The 15555-nt window shown below is 53.2% G+C and carries 21 protein-coding genes; 20 read left to right on the top strand and 1 reads right to left on the bottom strand.

Going from position 1 to position 15555, the window contains the following annotated elements; genetic code table 11:
- The first annotated feature begins 295 nt into the window (after positions 1 to 295).
- From PXC00_RS13205 to PXC00_RS13110, 20 genes are all read left to right on the top strand, one after another.
- Positions 296 to 817, top strand: a complete 522-nt coding sequence (locus PXC00_RS13205; protein ID WP_275844192.1) for a hypothetical protein — start codon at positions 296 to 298, stop codon at positions 815 to 817.
- Position 818: 1 nt separating this feature from the next.
- Positions 819 to 1400: a DUF1281 family ferredoxin-like fold protein gene (locus PXC00_RS13200; protein WP_275844191.1), complete on the top strand. Its 582-nt coding sequence runs from the start codon at positions 819 to 821 to the stop codon at positions 1398 to 1400.
- A gap of 38 nt (positions 1401 to 1438) precedes the next feature.
- Entirely contained in the window at positions 1439 to 2416 is a 978-nt protein-coding gene (locus PXC00_RS13195; RefSeq protein ID WP_275844290.1) for a DNA adenine methylase, read from the top strand.
- Positions 2361 to 2777 (top strand): hypothetical protein, encoded by a 417-nt coding sequence (locus tag PXC00_RS13190; protein ID WP_316935007.1) that lies wholly within the window; start codon positions 2361 to 2363, stop codon positions 2775 to 2777. The genes PXC00_RS13195 and PXC00_RS13190 overlap by 56 nt, the downstream gene beginning before the upstream one ends.
- On the top strand, positions 2774 to 3022 hold the full coding sequence (locus PXC00_RS13185) for a hypothetical protein (protein WP_275844189.1): 249 nt from the start codon (positions 2774 to 2776) through the stop codon (positions 3020 to 3022). The genes PXC00_RS13190 and PXC00_RS13185 overlap by 4 nt, the downstream gene beginning before the upstream one ends.
- A complete protein-coding gene (locus tag PXC00_RS13180) occupies positions 3015 to 3302 on the top strand; it encodes an AbrB/MazE/SpoVT family DNA-binding domain-containing protein (RefSeq protein ID WP_275844188.1) in 288 nt (95 codons plus the stop codon). Before PXC00_RS13185 ends, PXC00_RS13180 begins: the two co-directional genes overlap by 8 nt.
- A gap of 3 nt (positions 3303 to 3305) precedes the next feature.
- A complete protein-coding gene (locus PXC00_RS13175) occupies positions 3306 to 3875 on the top strand; it encodes a hypothetical protein (protein WP_275844187.1) in 570 nt (189 codons plus the stop codon).
- Between the two features lie 16 nt (positions 3876 to 3891).
- Positions 3892 to 4440, top strand: coding sequence for a YodL domain-containing protein (locus PXC00_RS13170; RefSeq protein ID WP_275844186.1), 549 nt, complete (start codon positions 3892 to 3894; stop codon positions 4438 to 4440).
- A 121-nt stretch (positions 4441 to 4561) separates the two neighbouring features.
- Positions 4562 to 4744 carry a DUF6133 family protein gene (locus PXC00_RS13165; protein WP_407654339.1) on the top strand — a complete coding sequence of 61 codons (183 nt, stop codon included), beginning with the start codon at positions 4562 to 4564 and terminating at the stop codon, positions 4742 to 4744.
- Positions 4734 to 5249 carry a prepilin peptidase gene (locus PXC00_RS13160; RefSeq protein ID WP_275844184.1) on the top strand — a complete coding sequence of 172 codons (516 nt, stop codon included), beginning with the start codon at positions 4734 to 4736 and terminating at the stop codon, positions 5247 to 5249. The genes PXC00_RS13165 and PXC00_RS13160 overlap by 11 nt, the downstream gene beginning before the upstream one ends.
- Entirely contained in the window at positions 5246 to 6073 is an 828-nt protein-coding gene (cpaB, locus tag PXC00_RS13155; protein ID WP_275844183.1) for a Flp pilus assembly protein CpaB, read from the top strand. Before PXC00_RS13160 ends, cpaB begins: the two co-directional genes overlap by 4 nt.
- Complete coding sequence (locus tag PXC00_RS13150; protein ID WP_275844182.1) at positions 6074 to 6883, top strand: AAA family ATPase; 810 nt, start codon at positions 6074 to 6076, stop codon at positions 6881 to 6883.
- A 38-nt stretch (positions 6884 to 6921) separates the two neighbouring features.
- Positions 6922 to 8286: a type II/IV secretion system ATPase subunit gene (locus PXC00_RS13145; protein WP_275844289.1), complete on the top strand. Its 1365-nt coding sequence runs from the start codon at positions 6922 to 6924 to the stop codon at positions 8284 to 8286.
- Positions 8283 to 9212 carry a type II secretion system F family protein gene (locus tag PXC00_RS13140; protein ID WP_275844181.1) on the top strand — a complete coding sequence of 310 codons (930 nt, stop codon included), beginning with the start codon at positions 8283 to 8285 and terminating at the stop codon, positions 9210 to 9212. Before PXC00_RS13145 ends, PXC00_RS13140 begins: the two co-directional genes overlap by 4 nt.
- 6 nt (positions 9213 to 9218) lie before the next feature.
- The gene (locus PXC00_RS13135; RefSeq protein WP_275844180.1) at positions 9219 to 10091 is read left to right on the top strand and encodes a secretion protein F; all 873 of its coding nucleotides are present in this window, start codon (positions 9219 to 9221) and stop codon (positions 10089 to 10091) included.
- A gap of 110 nt (positions 10092 to 10201) precedes the next feature.
- Positions 10202 to 10597 carry a DUF4320 family protein gene (locus PXC00_RS13130; protein WP_275844179.1) on the top strand — a complete coding sequence of 132 codons (396 nt, stop codon included), beginning with the start codon at positions 10202 to 10204 and terminating at the stop codon, positions 10595 to 10597.
- Positions 10594 to 11169, top strand: a complete 576-nt coding sequence (locus PXC00_RS13125; RefSeq protein ID WP_275844178.1) for a hypothetical protein — start codon at positions 10594 to 10596, stop codon at positions 11167 to 11169. The genes PXC00_RS13130 and PXC00_RS13125 overlap by 4 nt, the downstream gene beginning before the upstream one ends.
- A 92-nt stretch (positions 11170 to 11261) precedes the next feature.
- A complete protein-coding gene (locus PXC00_RS13120; protein WP_275844177.1) occupies positions 11262 to 11789 on the top strand; it encodes a DUF6550 family protein in 528 nt (175 codons plus the stop codon).
- 68 nt (positions 11790 to 11857) lie between these two features.
- Positions 11858 to 13591, top strand: a complete 1734-nt coding sequence (locus PXC00_RS13115; RefSeq protein ID WP_275844176.1) for a hypothetical protein — start codon at positions 11858 to 11860, stop codon at positions 13589 to 13591.
- Positions 13592 to 13684: 93 nt separating this feature from the next.
- Positions 13685 to 14023 (top strand): DUF3852 domain-containing protein, encoded by a 339-nt coding sequence (locus tag PXC00_RS13110; RefSeq protein ID WP_275844288.1) that lies wholly within the window; start codon positions 13685 to 13687, stop codon positions 14021 to 14023.
- A 77-nt stretch (positions 14024 to 14100) separates the two neighbouring features.
- Here the strand turns inward: PXC00_RS13110 and PXC00_RS13105 are convergent, their stop codons facing one another.
- The gene (locus tag PXC00_RS13105; protein ID WP_275844175.1) at positions 14101 to 15399 is read right to left on the bottom strand and encodes an MFS transporter; all 1299 of its coding nucleotides are present in this window, start codon (positions 15397 to 15399) and stop codon (positions 14101 to 14103) included.
- Between the last annotated feature and the right edge of the window lie 156 nt (positions 15400 to 15555).

The following is a 15555-nucleotide window of genomic DNA, read 5'->3' as shown; positions in this document are numbered from 1 at the left end:
CCAAAATAGATACATGGCCGAAAAAGCCAGTGTTTATGCGGGCTTCGGGGGTTTTGAATGGACAAATTCAAAACCCCCGATTTTCATAGATGCAGCCCTCTTTTTGAGGCTGCTAATGAAAAAGCGAATCAGAAGCCGCGCCTTAAAAAAGGTACGGCTTCTTTTTCATAGATTCAAAATTAAATAAAGACCCCATGCCGGGTAACATTCTGAGCGGTTGTGTTCTTCGTAACGGAAAACACAACCGCTTTTTTTGTTACCCATTTTTAAGTTGAAACGAAATGGAGGAACGCATATGAAACAGGATGATTTAAAAACGCTTCGCTTATTCAGTCCCCTCTACCCTCATATTTACAGGCAGGACGAATACGGCGATCTGGGAAATATGCCGGAGGACCTCACTGCGGAAGAAGCCTGCGATTACGAGGGAGAAATTCTCGCGCTCATCAACCGGGAGCGCCTTCCCGCTGAAGGCGACCGTGGGCTTGCCGTTTATCTGGGCGATGATGCGTTGAAACGCAAAGTTTACAGCATGAAGCCTACGGTCGAGGAATGGGATGGCAAACTGTGGGGTGTGCTGGAAGTGCAGACGCACGGAGAGCTATCCCCATCCGAATTGGAGGCGCTAAAATCCGAATGGTGTGGACAGGAGTCCGATGGGTGGGGTGAAGGCGCGGAGCAGAGGCCGATCCGCACATCGGAGGGCGAGCTGTATGTCAGCTTTTGGAGCAGCAACAGCGATTTCTTTATTAAGACCGAGGAAGAATTGAAAAGCGCCCCGGAACAGCGTTGGGGCCTGCGGATGGGAGGAATGTGAGATGCCGAATCATGTTGCCAACATTCTCATTGCTCACGGCGATGAGAAACAGGTCAGGGCCATGTTTGAAGCGGTCAAAAATGATAAGATCGGGATCGGCAGCTTGGACTTCAATAAGATCATCCCCATGCCGGAAAATATCTTCCGAGGAAATCTCGGCACGGAGGAATTCGCCCGGTACGGGAAAAACAACTGGTATGATTGGAGCGTCGCCCATTGGGGAACGAAATGGAACAGCTACGGCTACAGCGAGAATACGCCCAAGGGATTTGACGGCAGCCGGATCAAGTTCGACACCGCGTGGAGCAGCGCGGCTCCCGTTATTGAAAAGCTCTCTTCCTTGTATCCGGAACTTTCCTTCGAGTATCAATGGGCAGACGAAAACCTCGGGTACAATACCGGAAAAAAAGAATACGAACACGGAAAGGAAACCTTCTCCTTTGATCCGCAGGGCGGCTCTTCCGAAGCCTTGGAGCTTGCTGCGGAAACTCACGGGATCGATTTGCAGGACGAAGGGTATCTCTACAATGAAAAAACAGGCGAATACGAATATCAGGAGCCGCCCTCCATGCAACTGACATGACGCGCGGCCCCTGTTTTTCACAAAGGGGGTGATGATTTATCAACAGCTTCATCAGTTGGATCGGCGGCAAAAAAGCGCTGCGTAAAATTATCTACCGGTTTTTCCCCAAGGATTACGGCAGATACATTGAGGTGTTCGGCGGTGGCGGCTGGGTTTTGTTCGGCAGGAAACCGAAGCGCGGAACGATGGAAGTCTACAACGACTTCAATTCCAACCTGACCAATCTTTTCTGCTGCGTGAAAAACCGCACATGGGAATTTCTCCGATACCTTGGCTTCCTTCCCCTCAATTCAAGGGACGAGTTCCGCGTCCTGCGCAAATTCATCGAAAAGGAAGAATTCACGCAGGAGTATCTTTCGGAAGAATTGGAGCTGGCTCAGCATAATCTGTCCCCACCGGAGTTTGAGGATATGAGGGAGCTGATGCTGGAAAACGCGAAGAAAAGCGACGTGCGCCGCGCCGCCGCCTTTTACAAGCTCATCCGGTACAGCTACGGCAGCGGCTGCACATCCTACAGCTGTCAGCCGTGCGATGTCAGGAAAACCTTCTTTCTCATATGGGAGGCATCCCGCAGGCTTACGGACACGGTGGTGGAAAATAAAGACTTTGAGGCATTGATCCGGCAGTACGACCGGGACAATGCCTTTTTTTATTGCGATCCGCCCTATTACGAAACCGAGGGGCATTACGCGGTAGTGTTCCGCAAGTCCGACCATGTGCGGCTCCGGGATACGCTGAAAAGCTGCCGGGGCAAGTGGATGGTGTCCTACAACGACTGTGAGTACATCCGGAATCTCTACGCGGGATTCTATATTCTGTCCGTCACCCGCCTGAACAACCTTGCGCAGCGGTACGACGGCGGCTGCGAATATCCGGAAGTGATCATCACCAATTATGATCCCAAGGAGCGCCGGAATTCCGAGCCGATGCAGCTCAATCTTTTCAATTACGAGAATGGAGATGATGAGGACGAATGGTATCGAGCGGATGAGATGGGCCAAAGACCTGATCTTTGAAAAAACAAGCGGCCTGCAGGAATTGGCCGTCGGCAGTCTGCACGGCGAGCCGTATATCCGTACCTCGGACAAGGCAACGGTCGGGCTGTATCTTTCCGTACCGCCCAACCGCGAAACCGGGCGGTACGACTGCCTGTTCAAAGGCTACCTTCGCACCTGCGGCGGCTACAACACAGCCGAACAAATGCAGGCGCTTGCCGACGAGATGCAAAATATCGCCGATCTGTTGAAACAGCTTGAATCAGCAAAGATTTTGCTGACAGAGGATGAGCTGAACGTTTTCGTCGGAGAGCTGAAATCGATAGAAGAACAACAAATACCCGCCCCGCAAACGGAGCAAAAGGAGGATAAATCCATATGAAAATGAATGGTGCAAGTCCCTGTGAGCTTGACGATCTCGTTCTTCCGCGCTGCCTTTTGGAAGCGTCGGAGCTGAACGGAACCTGCGATCTGGAAATTCAGTGTGTTCCCGGCGCAATCATCATTGCCGCAGGCGATATGCCGGACGGCGTTCCCGAACCGCTGGCGGCTCTGTTCCGCGAGTTGGGAATCAGCGGCGCTGCCGTCCGGAGCGTTCTGACGGAGGGAGGGCTGCAAAATGAGTAACGGCAAACCCGTGTACAAGCTGATCGACGGAAAAGGCCGCGTCCTGATACCCAAAGAGCTGCGCTCCGCCGCAGGCATGGATTACGGCGACATCGTGCGCCTTGGCGTTACGAACGGCAGAGTCAGTATCCGAAAAATAGACATAATCGAAGTGGGAGATCAGTCTCCGGATGCGGTGAAAGCCTATGTCAGGGCGGCGTTTAAAACTATGCCGGACGATACCCGTCTCAGCCTGATTGCCGAACTTACGGAACTGTTGAAGCAGAAAAAGGAGGTGTGAGCTTTGGAAGAAAAAGAGCGGTATAACGAAAACGACTGTGTGGAAGCCGGTCTTTCCTGCTCGATCAAAGGTAAAGTCGTAATTTTGAACCGTGAGTCGCTGCCGCCGTGCAGCCAAAATCAACTGTATTACTGCCTCTGCGGAAACGGAGCCGGGGTCAATCCCACAGGCCGCGCTGTGTTTCTGGTATCTCTGCGTACCGGCGAGTTTTCCCTGAAAAACCGCAATGAGGTCGTTGGCGTGCTGAAGCCGGAGCTGCTGCCGGATCAGGCAAAACTTCAGCTTTCCCAAATCAGGCCGGTGGGAGCGCTGGATTTGCAGAACCACGAGCCGAAATACAGCGGCTACAGCTTTCTCCCAGATGGCCGGTACGCGGCGGGCGTCTGGCTGTGCAGCGAACAGGAAGTGCTAAGCTATGTGGAAATGCAGAAGTCCTATCAGCACCGCATCATGATCTGCGACCGGGAGGATTTCTGTGTGCTGGAAATGGAAAGCGGCAAGCTTCTGCACCCTTCTCAAAAAGAGCTGGACGCCTTCCGCTGCCCGCAGGACGGAGGGATAGAAATGATATAAGAAAGGGGGATTTTCCATGCGCGGGATTCGAATGGAGAAGGACACGATTCTGTATTATGGGAATGCCGCAGGATACATTTCAAATGACAAAGCCGTGGTCGATCCATTGTTTCAATCGAAAGAACTGCAAGATTTTCTCGACCGTCAGAAGGACGTGACCGAGGTGAAATGGGTAAACGGTACCTTCGACCGCCTCATGAACGGGCAGCGGGATAACCGGGAAATCACTCCGCTGAAAAATGTTCGCATTTGGCAGCTCAAACCGGATGTGGATATCCGGATGAAATTCATCGGCTACGACGAACTGTTGGAACGCTTCGGCGAGCCGATTCCCGAACATTATCAGGCGGCGTATGACGGGACTCTGGGCACCAATGATCTGGAAGAAATCTACGCCAAATTCAATGTTGAGCACCCGGAAGGCTTCACTGGGCATTCCCTCTCCATGTCGGATGTGGTGGAGCTTTATGACGAGGCCGGAAGCGAGTTTCACTATGTCGACCGCTTCGGCTTCAAACAGATCGGCTTCCAGCCTCCCTCCCAAACGCAGACCATGCAGCTATAACCTAAGGTTCACCGACAGCGCAGGCTGTCTTTTTTTGTACCCATTAAACAAAATTAACGGAGGTTAAACGAATATGAAAAAGAGATTTCAGAAGGCTCAAAAGGCCCTTGTTGTCAAAATAATGACTGCCAAAGCCGCCCTTGCGGACCGGTGCGGCGAAGGCTTCATTGATACGGCCATTAAAATTTTGATGGCCGTGGTTATCGGCGCGCTCATTCTCGCTGGCCTGTATGCCCTGTTCGGCGATACGATTCTGCCCACCCTGACGCAGCGCATCAAGGAAATGTTCAACTATGCTGGCTAATTGCATTCGCTTTGGTAATTTTCCGGTGCCGCCAGTCCATGTGCCGATTCTGCCGCCCGAAACCGTATTGCAAACGCTGCCGTATGTACAGGCGGCGCTTTTTATTGCCTTTCTCGCCGCAGCATCGGCAGAAGATATCAAAACCCGGCTGATTCCCGACTGGCTGTCCCTTTGCGTCGCCCTGACGTCACTGTTGGATTTTCATTTGATAAACCTGTGGGGCGTCCTTGTCGGCCTGCTGTTCCTCCTTGTCAGCGTGCTGCTCGGAGGAATCGGCGGCGGGGACGTAAAGCTGATGCTGGCCGTCGGTCTGGTGCTTGGACTGCCCGGTGCCGCCGCAGCCGCCGTCATGGGGCTTGCGGCGATGGTGCTGTACTATCTCGGCAGCAAAATGGCTGCCCGTCTACGCGGGAGGGAGGCTTCCAAGCGCCTTCCTCTCGCGCCTTTTTTGTCGGTCGGCTGCATCGCCGCCTATTTCATGATTAAGGGAGGACTGATTATATGAACTTTTTCAAAAACAGAACCGTCGTCGGTGTGATCTGCATTGTGCTTTCTCTGCTGATCTGCTTCGCGGTCACGCCGCTTTTTAACGCGGGAATATCGCAGAAAACCAGCATTGTACGCGTCACAAAGGACATCAAGGCCGGAGATCAAATTACCAAGGACATGGTGCAGAGCGTTGAGGTGGGTGGCTATAACCTGCCGGAAAACGTGCTGAAAAACAAAGACAGCGTCATTGGAAAATATGCCGCCGCAGACCTGTCCGTCGGGGACTATCTCCTTCCCTCCAAGCTGTCCGATACGACATCTGCCGAGAACGCCTATCTCTACAGTCTGACCGGGGAAAAACAGGCCATCTCCATCTCGGTAAAGACCTTTGCGGACGGGCTTTCCGGCAAACTGATGGCCGGGGATATCGTCTCGGTGATCGCCCCGGATTACAAAAAGCAGGGCGCGGCCGTCATCCCTCCGGAGCTGCAATATGTGGAGGTTATCGCCGTTACCGCCAGCACTGGCTATGACACGGATACGGAAAGCAACGATGAAAAATCGTCCGGGCAATCGTCGGATGAGGAAAAGAGTTTGCCAAGCACGGTCACTCTTCTGGCCACTCCGGAGCAGAGCAAAATTCTCGCCATGCTGGAAGCGGATGGCACGATGCACCTGTCCCTCGTTTATCGCGGCGATAAGGAAAATGCCGACGAGTTCCTCAAGGCGCAGGACGACGCGCTGGCCAAGCTGTACCCGGAAGAATCAACAGGAGAAAAAACGGAAAGCGAGGCTTCTTCGGATACCGGCTCTTCCACTGCGGGACAGGGGGCCGATTAAATGCTGAATTTCATCAAAACCGGCATTTTCAGCCGCCAGACTGAAGAACTCGCGCCGGAGCCGGAAAGTAAAAATCAGGTGCTGGCCGTGTGGGGCAGTCCCGGTTCCGGCAAAACAACCGTGTCGGTCAAGCTGGCAAAGCATCTGGCCGACCAAAAAAAGAATGTGGCGCTGTTGCTGTGCGACATGACCGCGCCCATGCTGCCCTGCATCTGCCCGCCCTCGGATCTGGAGTGTGAAAAATCTCTCGGCAGCATTCTGGCGGCAACCCATGTGACCGACTCTCTTATCCAAAACAACTGCGTCGTTCACAAAAAAATCAGCCATCTCACCCTCATCGGAATGCGGAAAGGCGAAAACGAGTATACCTACCCGCCGTACAGCGCGGCGCAGGCGTCGGAGCTGATCGACCATCTGCGGGACATTGCCCCGTATGTCGTCATCGACTGCGGCAGTTACATCGCAAACGATATTCTCTCGGCGGTATCCCTCATGGCAGCGGATTCCGTGCTGCGGCTGGTCAACTGCGATCTAAAATCCGTCAGCTACCTTTCCAGCCAGCTTCCCCTCCTGAAAGACAAGAAATGGGACGCGGACAAGCAGTACAAAGCGGCGAGCAATGTCAAAAGCAGCGAAGCCAGCGAGCATGTGGAACAGGTTCTGGGCAGCGTCGCGTTTCAGATTCCCCATTCCGACGAGCTTTTCAATCAGGCCCTCGCCGGGGATCTGTTTCAGGAGCTGTGCCTGAAGGACAGCCGGGGTTTCCGCAAAGAAATCAAGAAAATATCCATGGAGGTGTTTGGCGTATGACGCTGTTAGAACGCGGGCCGATAAGCCCGGATACGCTCATGGAAACTAAGGCTCTGCGCACCCATGACCTGTTTTTTTCACCGCAGGAGGACGCGCAGAATTTCGACTCTGTCCTGCGTCAGGTGCAGGAGTACATCTCCGGCAAATATTCCACGCTCATCGTGGAAGGCGGCACCGGCGAGGTGAAGGCGCAGGTGAAACGGTACATCGCCAAATATGTGCAGGATAACCGCATCGCGGTCAAGGGTATGACCGGGGAGCAGCTTGTGGATGCCCTGTATACGGAAATGGCCGAGTTTTCCTTCCTTACCAAATACATCTTCGGCACCGGAATTGAGGAAATTGACATCAACAGCTGGAGGGATATTGAAATCCAGTACAGCGGCGGCAGGGACGAAAAGCTCGCGGAACATTTCGACTCGCCGGAACACGCCATCAACGTAGTACGCCGGATGCTCCACGTGTCGGGCATGGTGCTGGACAACGCCAGTCCCGCTGTCCTCGGCCACCTCAGTAAAAATATCCGGATCGCCGCCATGAAGACCCCGCTGGTGGATGAGGACGTGGGCGTGGCGGCAAGCATTCGGATTGTCAATCCCCAAAACATGCGAAAAGAGGACTTCATCAAGGAAGGCACGGCGACGGCTGAAATGCTGGATTTTCTCACCGAATGCGTGCGCTACGGGATTTCCGTCTGCGTGGCCGGGGCCACCGGTTCCGGAAAAACCACCGTGGCGGGCTGGCTTCTGACCACCGTTCCGGATACGAAACGGATCTTCACCATTGAAAGCGGCAGCCGGGAGCTTTCCCTCGTCCGGGAGAAGAACGGCAAGGTCCAGAACCGCGTTATTCACACCATTACCCGTGACAGTGAAAACGAGCGCCAGAACATCGATCAGGATTCGCTCCTCGACATGGCGCTCCGCTTTAATCCGGAGGTCATCTGCGTTGGGGAGATGAGAAGCTCCGAAGCCTACGCCGCGCAGGAGGCCGCCCGCACCGGGCATACGGTGCTGACCACCATCCATTCCAATAGTTGCGAAGCCACCTACCGCCGCATGGCTACCCTTTGCAAGCGGAAGTACGACATGGCCGACAGCACTCTCATGGATTTGGTGACCGAGGCATTCCCCATTGTGGTGTTCACCAAGCAGCTTGAGAACAAGCAGAGAAAAATGATGGAGATCATGGAATGTGAAATTCTGCCGGACGGTACCCGCAGCTTTCATACTCTGTTTCATTACAATATCACGGAGAACCGGCTGGACGGGGATGAGTTTATCATCAACGGGTACCATGAGCCGGTCAGCCAGATTTCCGACAGTCTGTGCAGGCGGTTTCTGGAAAACGGTATGCCACAGGAAACTATCAATCAATTCAGGAAAGGAGGCGTTGCTTCATGACATGGATACAACTGATTGCCTGCGTCGGAATGATTACCGGCTTTTTTCTTTTATTGCGCATTTCCCCGATGGAGTTTACAAACGGGCTGTTCGGGTTTCTTCAGAACCGCCCCAAAAGCATCCGGGAGGAAATCAACGAGGCGGCCCATCGGAAAAAGCCGTCCCTTTTTCGCAGGGAACTGATTGAGGCGAAGGACATTCTCGCCATGACCGGCAGGAGCAACCGATTTCCAACTGCCTGCGCCTGTTCGCTGCTGCTGTTTGCCATTGGAGCGTCCATCGCCATTGTGATGGGCAACTTTTTTCTGGCTCCGGTGATGGCCGTGGGCTTTCTGTTTTTTCCCTTCTGGTACATCCGGCTGACGGCAAGCCATTTTAAAAAGGATGTCGCCGCCGAGTTGGAAACGGCGCTATCCGTCATCACCACAGCATACCTGAGAAACGAGGACATCCTGACAGCGGTGGAGGAAAACCTCCACTACCTGAATCCGCCCGTTCAAAACGTGTTTCGGGATTTTCTGCTGCAGGTCAAAATGGTGAACCCCGATGTGGATGCGGCGCTGAAAAAGCTCCGTACCAGAATCGACAACGATGTGTTCCGGGAATGGTGCGACGCTGTGGCGGACTGCCAGTACGACCGGAGTCTGAAAAGCACGCTCACGCCTATTGTTTCCAAGCTCAGCGACGTGAGGATTGTCAACGGTGAGCTGGACGCTCTCGCAGCGGAGCCGAGGAAGGAATTCATCGTCATGGTGGTGTTCGTGATCAGTAATATTCCGCTGATGTACGCTCTGAATAAGGACTGGTACGCCATCCTGATGCACACGGTGCCGGGGCAGATCATTCTGGCGGTGAGCGCCGCTCTGATCTTCCTGTCGACGGCTCGCGTGATCCGGCTGACCAAACCTATCGAGTACCGGAGGTGACGTTGAATGAAGGGATTGCTCTTTTTATTTGGCGCTTTTCTGGCAGCGGGCCTGTTCCTGATTCTTTCCGATGTTTTAAAACTGCCCTATCTGCGCACGGCGAAGGCCATGCTGAATACCGGCAGGCGGGAGAAAAAGGCGGCGAAAACGCTGGAGGCGTATCTGCTTTCCGTCTCGGTGAAGCTCGCCCGGTACGTCCGCATGGACGAGTACCGGAGAAACCGGATGCAAAGCGTCCTCAAGGCCGCCGGAATGAACCTGTCGCCGGAGGTGTACCAGACGTATGCCCTTGTCAAGGCCGGAGCGGTGCTTTTATTTGCGATCCCCTGCCTGTTTTTCTTCCCGCTGCTGGTTCCCGTGGTGCTGTTTTTATCCATTATGGTCTATTTCAAGGAAAGCAGGCGGGCCGAGGAAAAGCTCGCGGCGAAACGGGAGAGCATCGAAAGCGACCTTCCGAGATTCGTGGCCACCATCGAGCAGGAGCTGAAGAACAGCCGTGACGTGCTTTCCATTATTGAAAACTACAAGAAAAACGCAGGTGCGGAATTTGCCGATGAACTGGACGTTTTGGCTGCGGACATGCGCTCCTCCAGTTATGAGGCGGCGCTCACCCGTTTCGAGGCAAGGCTTAATTCTCCCATGCTGTCAGACGTGGTGCGCGGGCTGATCGGCGTCCTTCGCGGGGATGACAGCGCTATGTATTTTCAGATGCTCTCCCATGATTTCAAGCAGATGGAGTTGCAGCGGCTCAAAAAAGAGGCGCAGAAAATCCCGCCGAAAATCCGTGCGCTTTCGTTTGTGATGCTACTGTGTTTTCTGTTTACGTATCTCACTGTCATTGCCCTGCAGATCATGGATTCGCTTGGCAATCTGTTTTAATGAAGAAGGAGGTCGTCCGTCATGACGGAAAAAGAAATTCAAAAACAGCTCCAAGACTTCTATGCCTTGGAGGAAGAAACACAGGGCGGCGGCGAAGAGGAGGTACGGATGTGCTGAAGGTATGGAGAAGCAGGCGGGGCGAGGGTTATGTGGATATCTGCGTTTTCGTGCTGTGCGCCATGTTGGTGCTGGCTCTGGCGGTCAAGGTATTTCCGGTATTCATTGCCAAAAATCAGCTCGACACCTTTGCGACGGAGCTGTGCCGGGAAGCGGAAATCACGGGCTGCGTCGGCAGCGAAACCAGCCGCCGCGCCTCCGTTCTCCGGGAGCAGACCGGCCTTGATCCGAATATTTCATGGTCAAAGACCGGAAATATCCAGCTCAACGAGGAAATTACGGTCACCGTCACGCTGCGGGAAAACCTTGGTCTGTTTGACAGCTTCGGCTCCTTTCCCATCACCCTGCGGGCGCAGGCCAGCGGCAAAAGCGAGGTGTATCACAAATGAAGAACAGCGTGACGCTGTATCGAATTTGCACAAGGTTCCGTCAAGTTGTAAGGGATCGGCGCGGCACCGCCTTTCCTCTGGTGATTGCCCTTACGATGGCGCTGATGCTCATCCTGTGCGGCGTTACCGAGTATATGAGGCTGAACATTATCGCCTCCGGTGTTCGGGACGCGCTGGAATCCGGGATTATTACAACGGTCAACGACAACTACGCCAACGTCTATCACGGTGTCCGGGAAGGCTACGGCGGTGGGTATCAGCCGGACGGCTCCGGCTTTGAGGAAGCGCTCGACTACGGCGACATCTACCGCGATCTTGATAAAACACTCGGCACGGAAAGCAGCGGAGGCAAGCATGTGAAATATACCGGGGATGTTGTTGAGTACACACTCAGCGGCCTGTCCGTCAGCATTCGGAACGCGCCCCTCGCCCCGTCCAGTCCGGAAAACGCGCAGAAATTTGTCGCCGATGCCACAATTCGGCTGGAAGTGCCGGTTCGGTTCGGGGGCAAGGTTTTGCCGCCGATGTCCATTGATTTGAAAGTACAGGCGGGATATACGGAGGTATTCTGAGATTGTCTCAAATATCTCTGGACTTGTAAAAAAATGTAGAGTATGTTGAAAATCAGAAGGAATAAAACCTATCGGACAAGGAGGTTTTTACGATGAAAGACAAAAAGAAAAGACTGCTGATTGTGGCGGGCGGCGGCATCCTCGCACTGGCGCTAATTCTTGCTATCGCGGGGCAGTTTCATACAGATACCCCGGCAGAGGACGTCCTGTCCTCCTCCGGCGCGACCAATTCGGGGATTTCCTCGGCACCGGAAGTGAATGTGCCGGAACAGAACGAAAGCGCCGCTTCCGTCAAGTCAGAGGATACGGACTCCGAAGCGTCGGCGGACTCAATGCCGCCGCAGACGGATCAGTCGGAACAGAGCATCCAGCCGGATGTGTCCAAGCCCGCAGCGCCGGAAAAACCGAAAGTGGATAACGATGCCGATATAACGAATCCGAAGCAGCCGCCGACCTACAGTCCGGAAAATACGGAAAAGGAAACGGAGACGGAATCTTCGAAAAGCACTCCGCAGGGCGGCCTTCCCGGATTTAGCAGTGTCCCGGATGGCGGCGCAAATCAAGTGACAACCGCCGACGACATGTATGAAAACGGCAATAAAATCGGGGAAATGAATTAAACCCGTAATATTTCAGGGGACGCACGGTAAAAACACCGTGCGTTTTCTTTTGCAAAGGAGGCGACCCAATGAAACGGTTATTCAGTGTTCTGCTGGCGCTTATCCTGCTGTGCTGCCCACTGTCGGCGATTCCGGCCTACGCCATCGGCGACGGAAATGTAGATGGAGGTGGCGGCGGCATGGGAGATGGAACAAGCACCAACTCATGGACTCCCGGCAACGAGGGTGTGCGGGTCACGGTGATTCGGGCCTCCGATCACGCGGTGGTCACCACGCCGATTGATTTGACAAACAAAGCACCCTCTTCTTCCATCTATAATTTCGGGAAAGTCAGCAAGTTACAATACAATAATGGTCAAGCATTATCACCTGTTAAAGGCGGATATTCATGCGTGAAACCAGTTGAATCCCTGCCAAAAATCATCAGTACCAACGGCACCAACAACATTGCTGCAATCAAAAGCTATTTTACCGACGAACAGGTGATCCGCAGCATTGCGAACCTCACCGGCATGGATTTTGATGTATTGACAGACGGAGACTACCGATTGCTGCTCGAACCCATCGCCTATTACAAATTTGAGGGCGTGATGATCGCCACCACCGCCACGGAAGCCGCGCTGTATGATAAGCAGGTCGGTGGCCTGCTCAGAAGCAGGATGGTGTCCCTGTCTCATAAGAACCTGCCGCTGGCCATGTTTTTGGAGGTGGCGGATCTCGGCTACCCCGCATGGTCGGGCAGCACAAGCACGGCGGCTTCCGACGCGGACATTATTTCTTCTCTCGGTCTCGGCATCGTCCGGTTTAAGGACGCGGCGACGGAACCGCCAAACGTTTCCGCTTACAATTATGAGTACCGGGTCAACACCGAGGTCATCACATCGGTCATGGTCAGCGGCGGTCAAAGCGATCCGGATCATCCGGTAACGGTCACGTTCAACGTCGGCGGCAAAAGCATGCGGGTCAGCAACGTGTATTATCCGGAAGGCGACAGTCAGATTGCGTGGATACGCTGGACAACGCCTTCCACGCCGCAGACCATGACCATCCCCGTGACCGTTTCAGGAGGCGGCAGTACCAGAAGCGCAACCATTACCGCCAAAATAGTGGATCTGTCCGGCAACGATCCGCCGAATCCCATAGCCGACGACCGAAACGATTCCTACTCCACACCGTCTGTTCCGAGTAAGGCGCAGAAAACCTCCGCTTCATGGAGTGTATGGCGGCCTTGGTGGAAGGCGTATTGGGTTTGGCACAGCGACTGGAACTGGTACGGCGACGGCAATGGCGGCGGTCATTGGGAGGATGACGGCGAATGGGTCGATGAGGGCTGGTGGGAATTTGACCTCGATCAGTACCGCGCAAGCCTTTCCGCTTCTATGAAAATACAGCCGGACGAAAAATCCCCGACCGCTTCGGGGAAAACCATGAAGTCCGGCTACGGAATCAACCAGACCGTGAACACAAATGTCAGCACCAATCAGTCCTCGGCGGTGACCGGCGCGCAAAATGCTGTGACCTATTTTCCGGAATTCGGGTATCAGACTTACTGGCGGCTGCTGGAGCGTATGGGTTCCAGTTACAATTCCCAATTCGAGTTTCAAAAGAATCCGTACAGCACTTATGACCGCAGGACACATTTCACGCCGCTGTGGTTTCCTGATGGGAGCTACACGCCGTATACATGGTTGATCGATTGCTGGACACCGGACGGGATGCTCTCCATGAATCTCACCGATTCGGTAACCATCCGGGGAAATCTATGGTCGGACTGGCACATCGCGGTGCAGAATCCGGATTAACAACAGAAACGAATAAGGGCCGCATACTTCAAAAAGCAAGAAGCATGCGGCCTTTTCTTCTCTAAACATTTAAAAGGAAAGGTGGAAAAAATGATGAAAATGAAGCGAATCCTAACCGCGCTTTGCGTCGTTATACTGCTGGTCTGTATGTTCAGCGTCACCGCTTATGCCGCTGGCAGCGGTGATGTCGCCGGAGCTGTGGAAAGCACATGGAAAACGGCATCGCAGCAGATTAAGACTGTTGTTAACAGCGTTGTCTTCCCCGCAATTGACCTGATCCTTGCCGTGTTTTTCTTCGCCAAACTCGGTACGGCTTATTTCGACTATAGAAAGCACGGGCAATTTGAGTGGGCCGCGCCAGCTATTCTTTTCGCTTGTTTAGTGTTCACGTTAACGGCTCCGCTTTATATCTGGAGCGTCGTAGGAATATAGCAAAGCAGCACAGAGCAGATATAGGGCTGCCCTGTGCTTGATATGCAGTTACAGGAAAATTGATAGAAAAGCGCCAATTATTTTTCCAGTTTCCAAATGTTTTGGTCTGCCCGAAACGGCAGACAGGATAACAATCCAAAGATTCCAATGGCAAAAAACAGCAGTGCTGCCCCGGAGCCTTTTCCCGCTCCGAATAACGTAACCCATAGGCTGTCCGTCGGCTGCGCCGCCATAAAAGGCTCGAAAACCCTGTCTACCAAAATGCCGCCGCATAAATATCCCAAAGGGATGGTAAAAAACTGTAAGGTATTTCTTGCCGAATAGACGCGTCCCTGCATCTCAATGGGGATTTTGGTACGGAAAAGGACATCCATGTTAGCGCTCATCACCGGGATGAATATCCATCCAAGTACTGCGCCAAAGCACCATACCGGTGTGCTTCTGCCAAAGGCCAAAATAAAATTCTCTGTACTCATGGAAAACAGCAGGGAGTTAAGAATCACTCGGACTCGGCTCTTTGGCGCGGGAAATCCCGTTACCAGAATACTTCCTAACATGGTTGCTATTCCTGTAACCGTATTAATCATGCCCAAAGCCATCTCTCCTGCGCCGGTCCGTGACAGCATCATAGCGGGCAGGGCGGCATTGAAAATGGATGCGGTAAAATTAATGACAGCTAAAAGCAGAATCAGGTCTAGAATACCCCGGTTGCTTTTTAGGTACTGCAGGCCGCTTCTGGCGGACTGCAGTACCGATTCACTTTCCGTGTCGCTCTTGTTTATGGCCTGCGGGATTCTGATAAAAAACAGCAGCGCTACAAAGGCAGTGGCAAAAGTCAGTAGATCAAACAGGATGACGACCTGAAGACTGGTAAAGGAAAGCAGTGCTGTGGCAAGTACAGGCGTCAGTATGGTAACCAACGAATTGGAGAACGACCGCAGCCCACCGACCTTCTGATAATGCTTTTGTGGAGCCAGCAGGCTAATGGCCACATCGGATGCCGGTTGCTGGACGGTGTTCATTAGTCCGTTCAGGGTATTGATCACATATAGATGCCAAATCTGAAGATGACCCGTTGTCAGCAGTACCAGCACCGAAACAGAGCAGAGCGCCGCAAAACTGTCGCTGACCAGCATGGTGAGTTTTTTATTCCAACGGTCACTCAAGGCACCCGCAAAGATGCTCAAAAGGACATACGGCGCATAGGAACAAATGGCTAAAAGCGAGGTGGTGAGCGCAGAACCCTGCTGTTGATAAGACCAGATAACCAAGGCAAAATTGGTCATAGCGCTGCCCAGCTCCGAAAATGACTGGGTAATCCATAAAATCAGGAAGGTACGAAGTTCCCTGATAGATGCTTTAATATTTTTGAACATGACTTTGCTCCTCTTTCAATAAAATCTTAAGATTTGATGAAAGTGCAAAGTCGAACGGACGAATTCAATCCGCTCCGTGCAGTCTCGTCCGGTTCAGACCTTGCACGGAGCATTATCAATGCAGAGTTGCATGTTTATTCTCCTTATTAATCTTGG

Source organism: Caproicibacterium argilliputei (genome assembly GCF_029211325.2).
GTDB lineage: Bacteria > Bacillota > Clostridia > Oscillospirales > Acutalibacteraceae > Caproicibacterium > Caproicibacterium argilliputei.
Note: the sequence above shows the minus strand (reverse complement) of the source record. Positions and strands in the feature narration are given on the sequence as shown.

Excerpts from the sequence above, each read along its gene's own strand:
- PXC00_RS13205 (WP_275844192.1), top strand. The coding sequence starts at position 296 with ATGAAACAGGATGATTTAAAAACGCTTCGCTTATTCAGTCCCCTCTAC.
- PXC00_RS13200 (WP_275844191.1), top strand. The coding sequence starts at position 819 with ATGCCGAATCATGTTGCCAACATTCTCATTGCTCACGGCGATGAGAAA.
- PXC00_RS13190 (WP_316935007.1), top strand. The coding sequence starts at position 2,361 with ATGATGAGGACGAATGGTATCGAGCGGATGAGATGGGCCAAAGACCTG.
- PXC00_RS13185 (WP_275844189.1), top strand. The coding sequence starts at position 2,774 with ATGAAAATGAATGGTGCAAGTCCCTGTGAGCTTGACGATCTCGTTCTT.
- PXC00_RS13180 (WP_275844188.1), top strand. The coding sequence starts at position 3,015 with ATGAGTAACGGCAAACCCGTGTACAAGCTGATCGACGGAAAAGGCCGC.
- PXC00_RS13170 (WP_275844186.1), top strand. The coding sequence starts at position 3,892 with ATGCGCGGGATTCGAATGGAGAAGGACACGATTCTGTATTATGGGAAT.
- PXC00_RS13165 (WP_407654339.1), top strand. The coding sequence starts at position 4,562 with ATGACTGCCAAAGCCGCCCTTGCGGACCGGTGCGGCGAAGGCTTCATT.
- PXC00_RS13160 (WP_275844184.1), top strand. The coding sequence starts at position 4,734 with ATGCTGGCTAATTGCATTCGCTTTGGTAATTTTCCGGTGCCGCCAGTC.
- cpaB (WP_275844183.1), top strand. The coding sequence starts at position 5,246 with ATGAACTTTTTCAAAAACAGAACCGTCGTCGGTGTGATCTGCATTGTG.
- PXC00_RS13150 (WP_275844182.1), top strand. The coding sequence starts at position 6,074 with ATGCTGAATTTCATCAAAACCGGCATTTTCAGCCGCCAGACTGAAGAA.
- PXC00_RS13145 (WP_275844289.1), top strand. The coding sequence starts at position 6,922 with ATGGAAACTAAGGCTCTGCGCACCCATGACCTGTTTTTTTCACCGCAG.
- PXC00_RS13140 (WP_275844181.1), top strand. The coding sequence starts at position 8,283 with ATGACATGGATACAACTGATTGCCTGCGTCGGAATGATTACCGGCTTT.
- PXC00_RS13135 (WP_275844180.1), top strand. The coding sequence starts at position 9,219 with ATGAAGGGATTGCTCTTTTTATTTGGCGCTTTTCTGGCAGCGGGCCTG.
- PXC00_RS13125 (WP_275844178.1), top strand. The coding sequence starts at position 10,594 with ATGAAGAACAGCGTGACGCTGTATCGAATTTGCACAAGGTTCCGTCAA.
- PXC00_RS13120 (WP_275844177.1), top strand. The coding sequence starts at position 11,262 with ATGAAAGACAAAAAGAAAAGACTGCTGATTGTGGCGGGCGGCGGCATC.
- PXC00_RS13115 (WP_275844176.1), top strand. The coding sequence starts at position 11,858 with ATGAAACGGTTATTCAGTGTTCTGCTGGCGCTTATCCTGCTGTGCTGC.
- PXC00_RS13110 (WP_275844288.1), top strand. The coding sequence starts at position 13,685 with ATGAAAATGAAGCGAATCCTAACCGCGCTTTGCGTCGTTATACTGCTG.
- PXC00_RS13105 (WP_275844175.1), bottom strand. The coding sequence starts at position 15,399 with ATGTTCAAAAATATTAAAGCATCTATCAGGGAACTTCGTACCTTCCTG.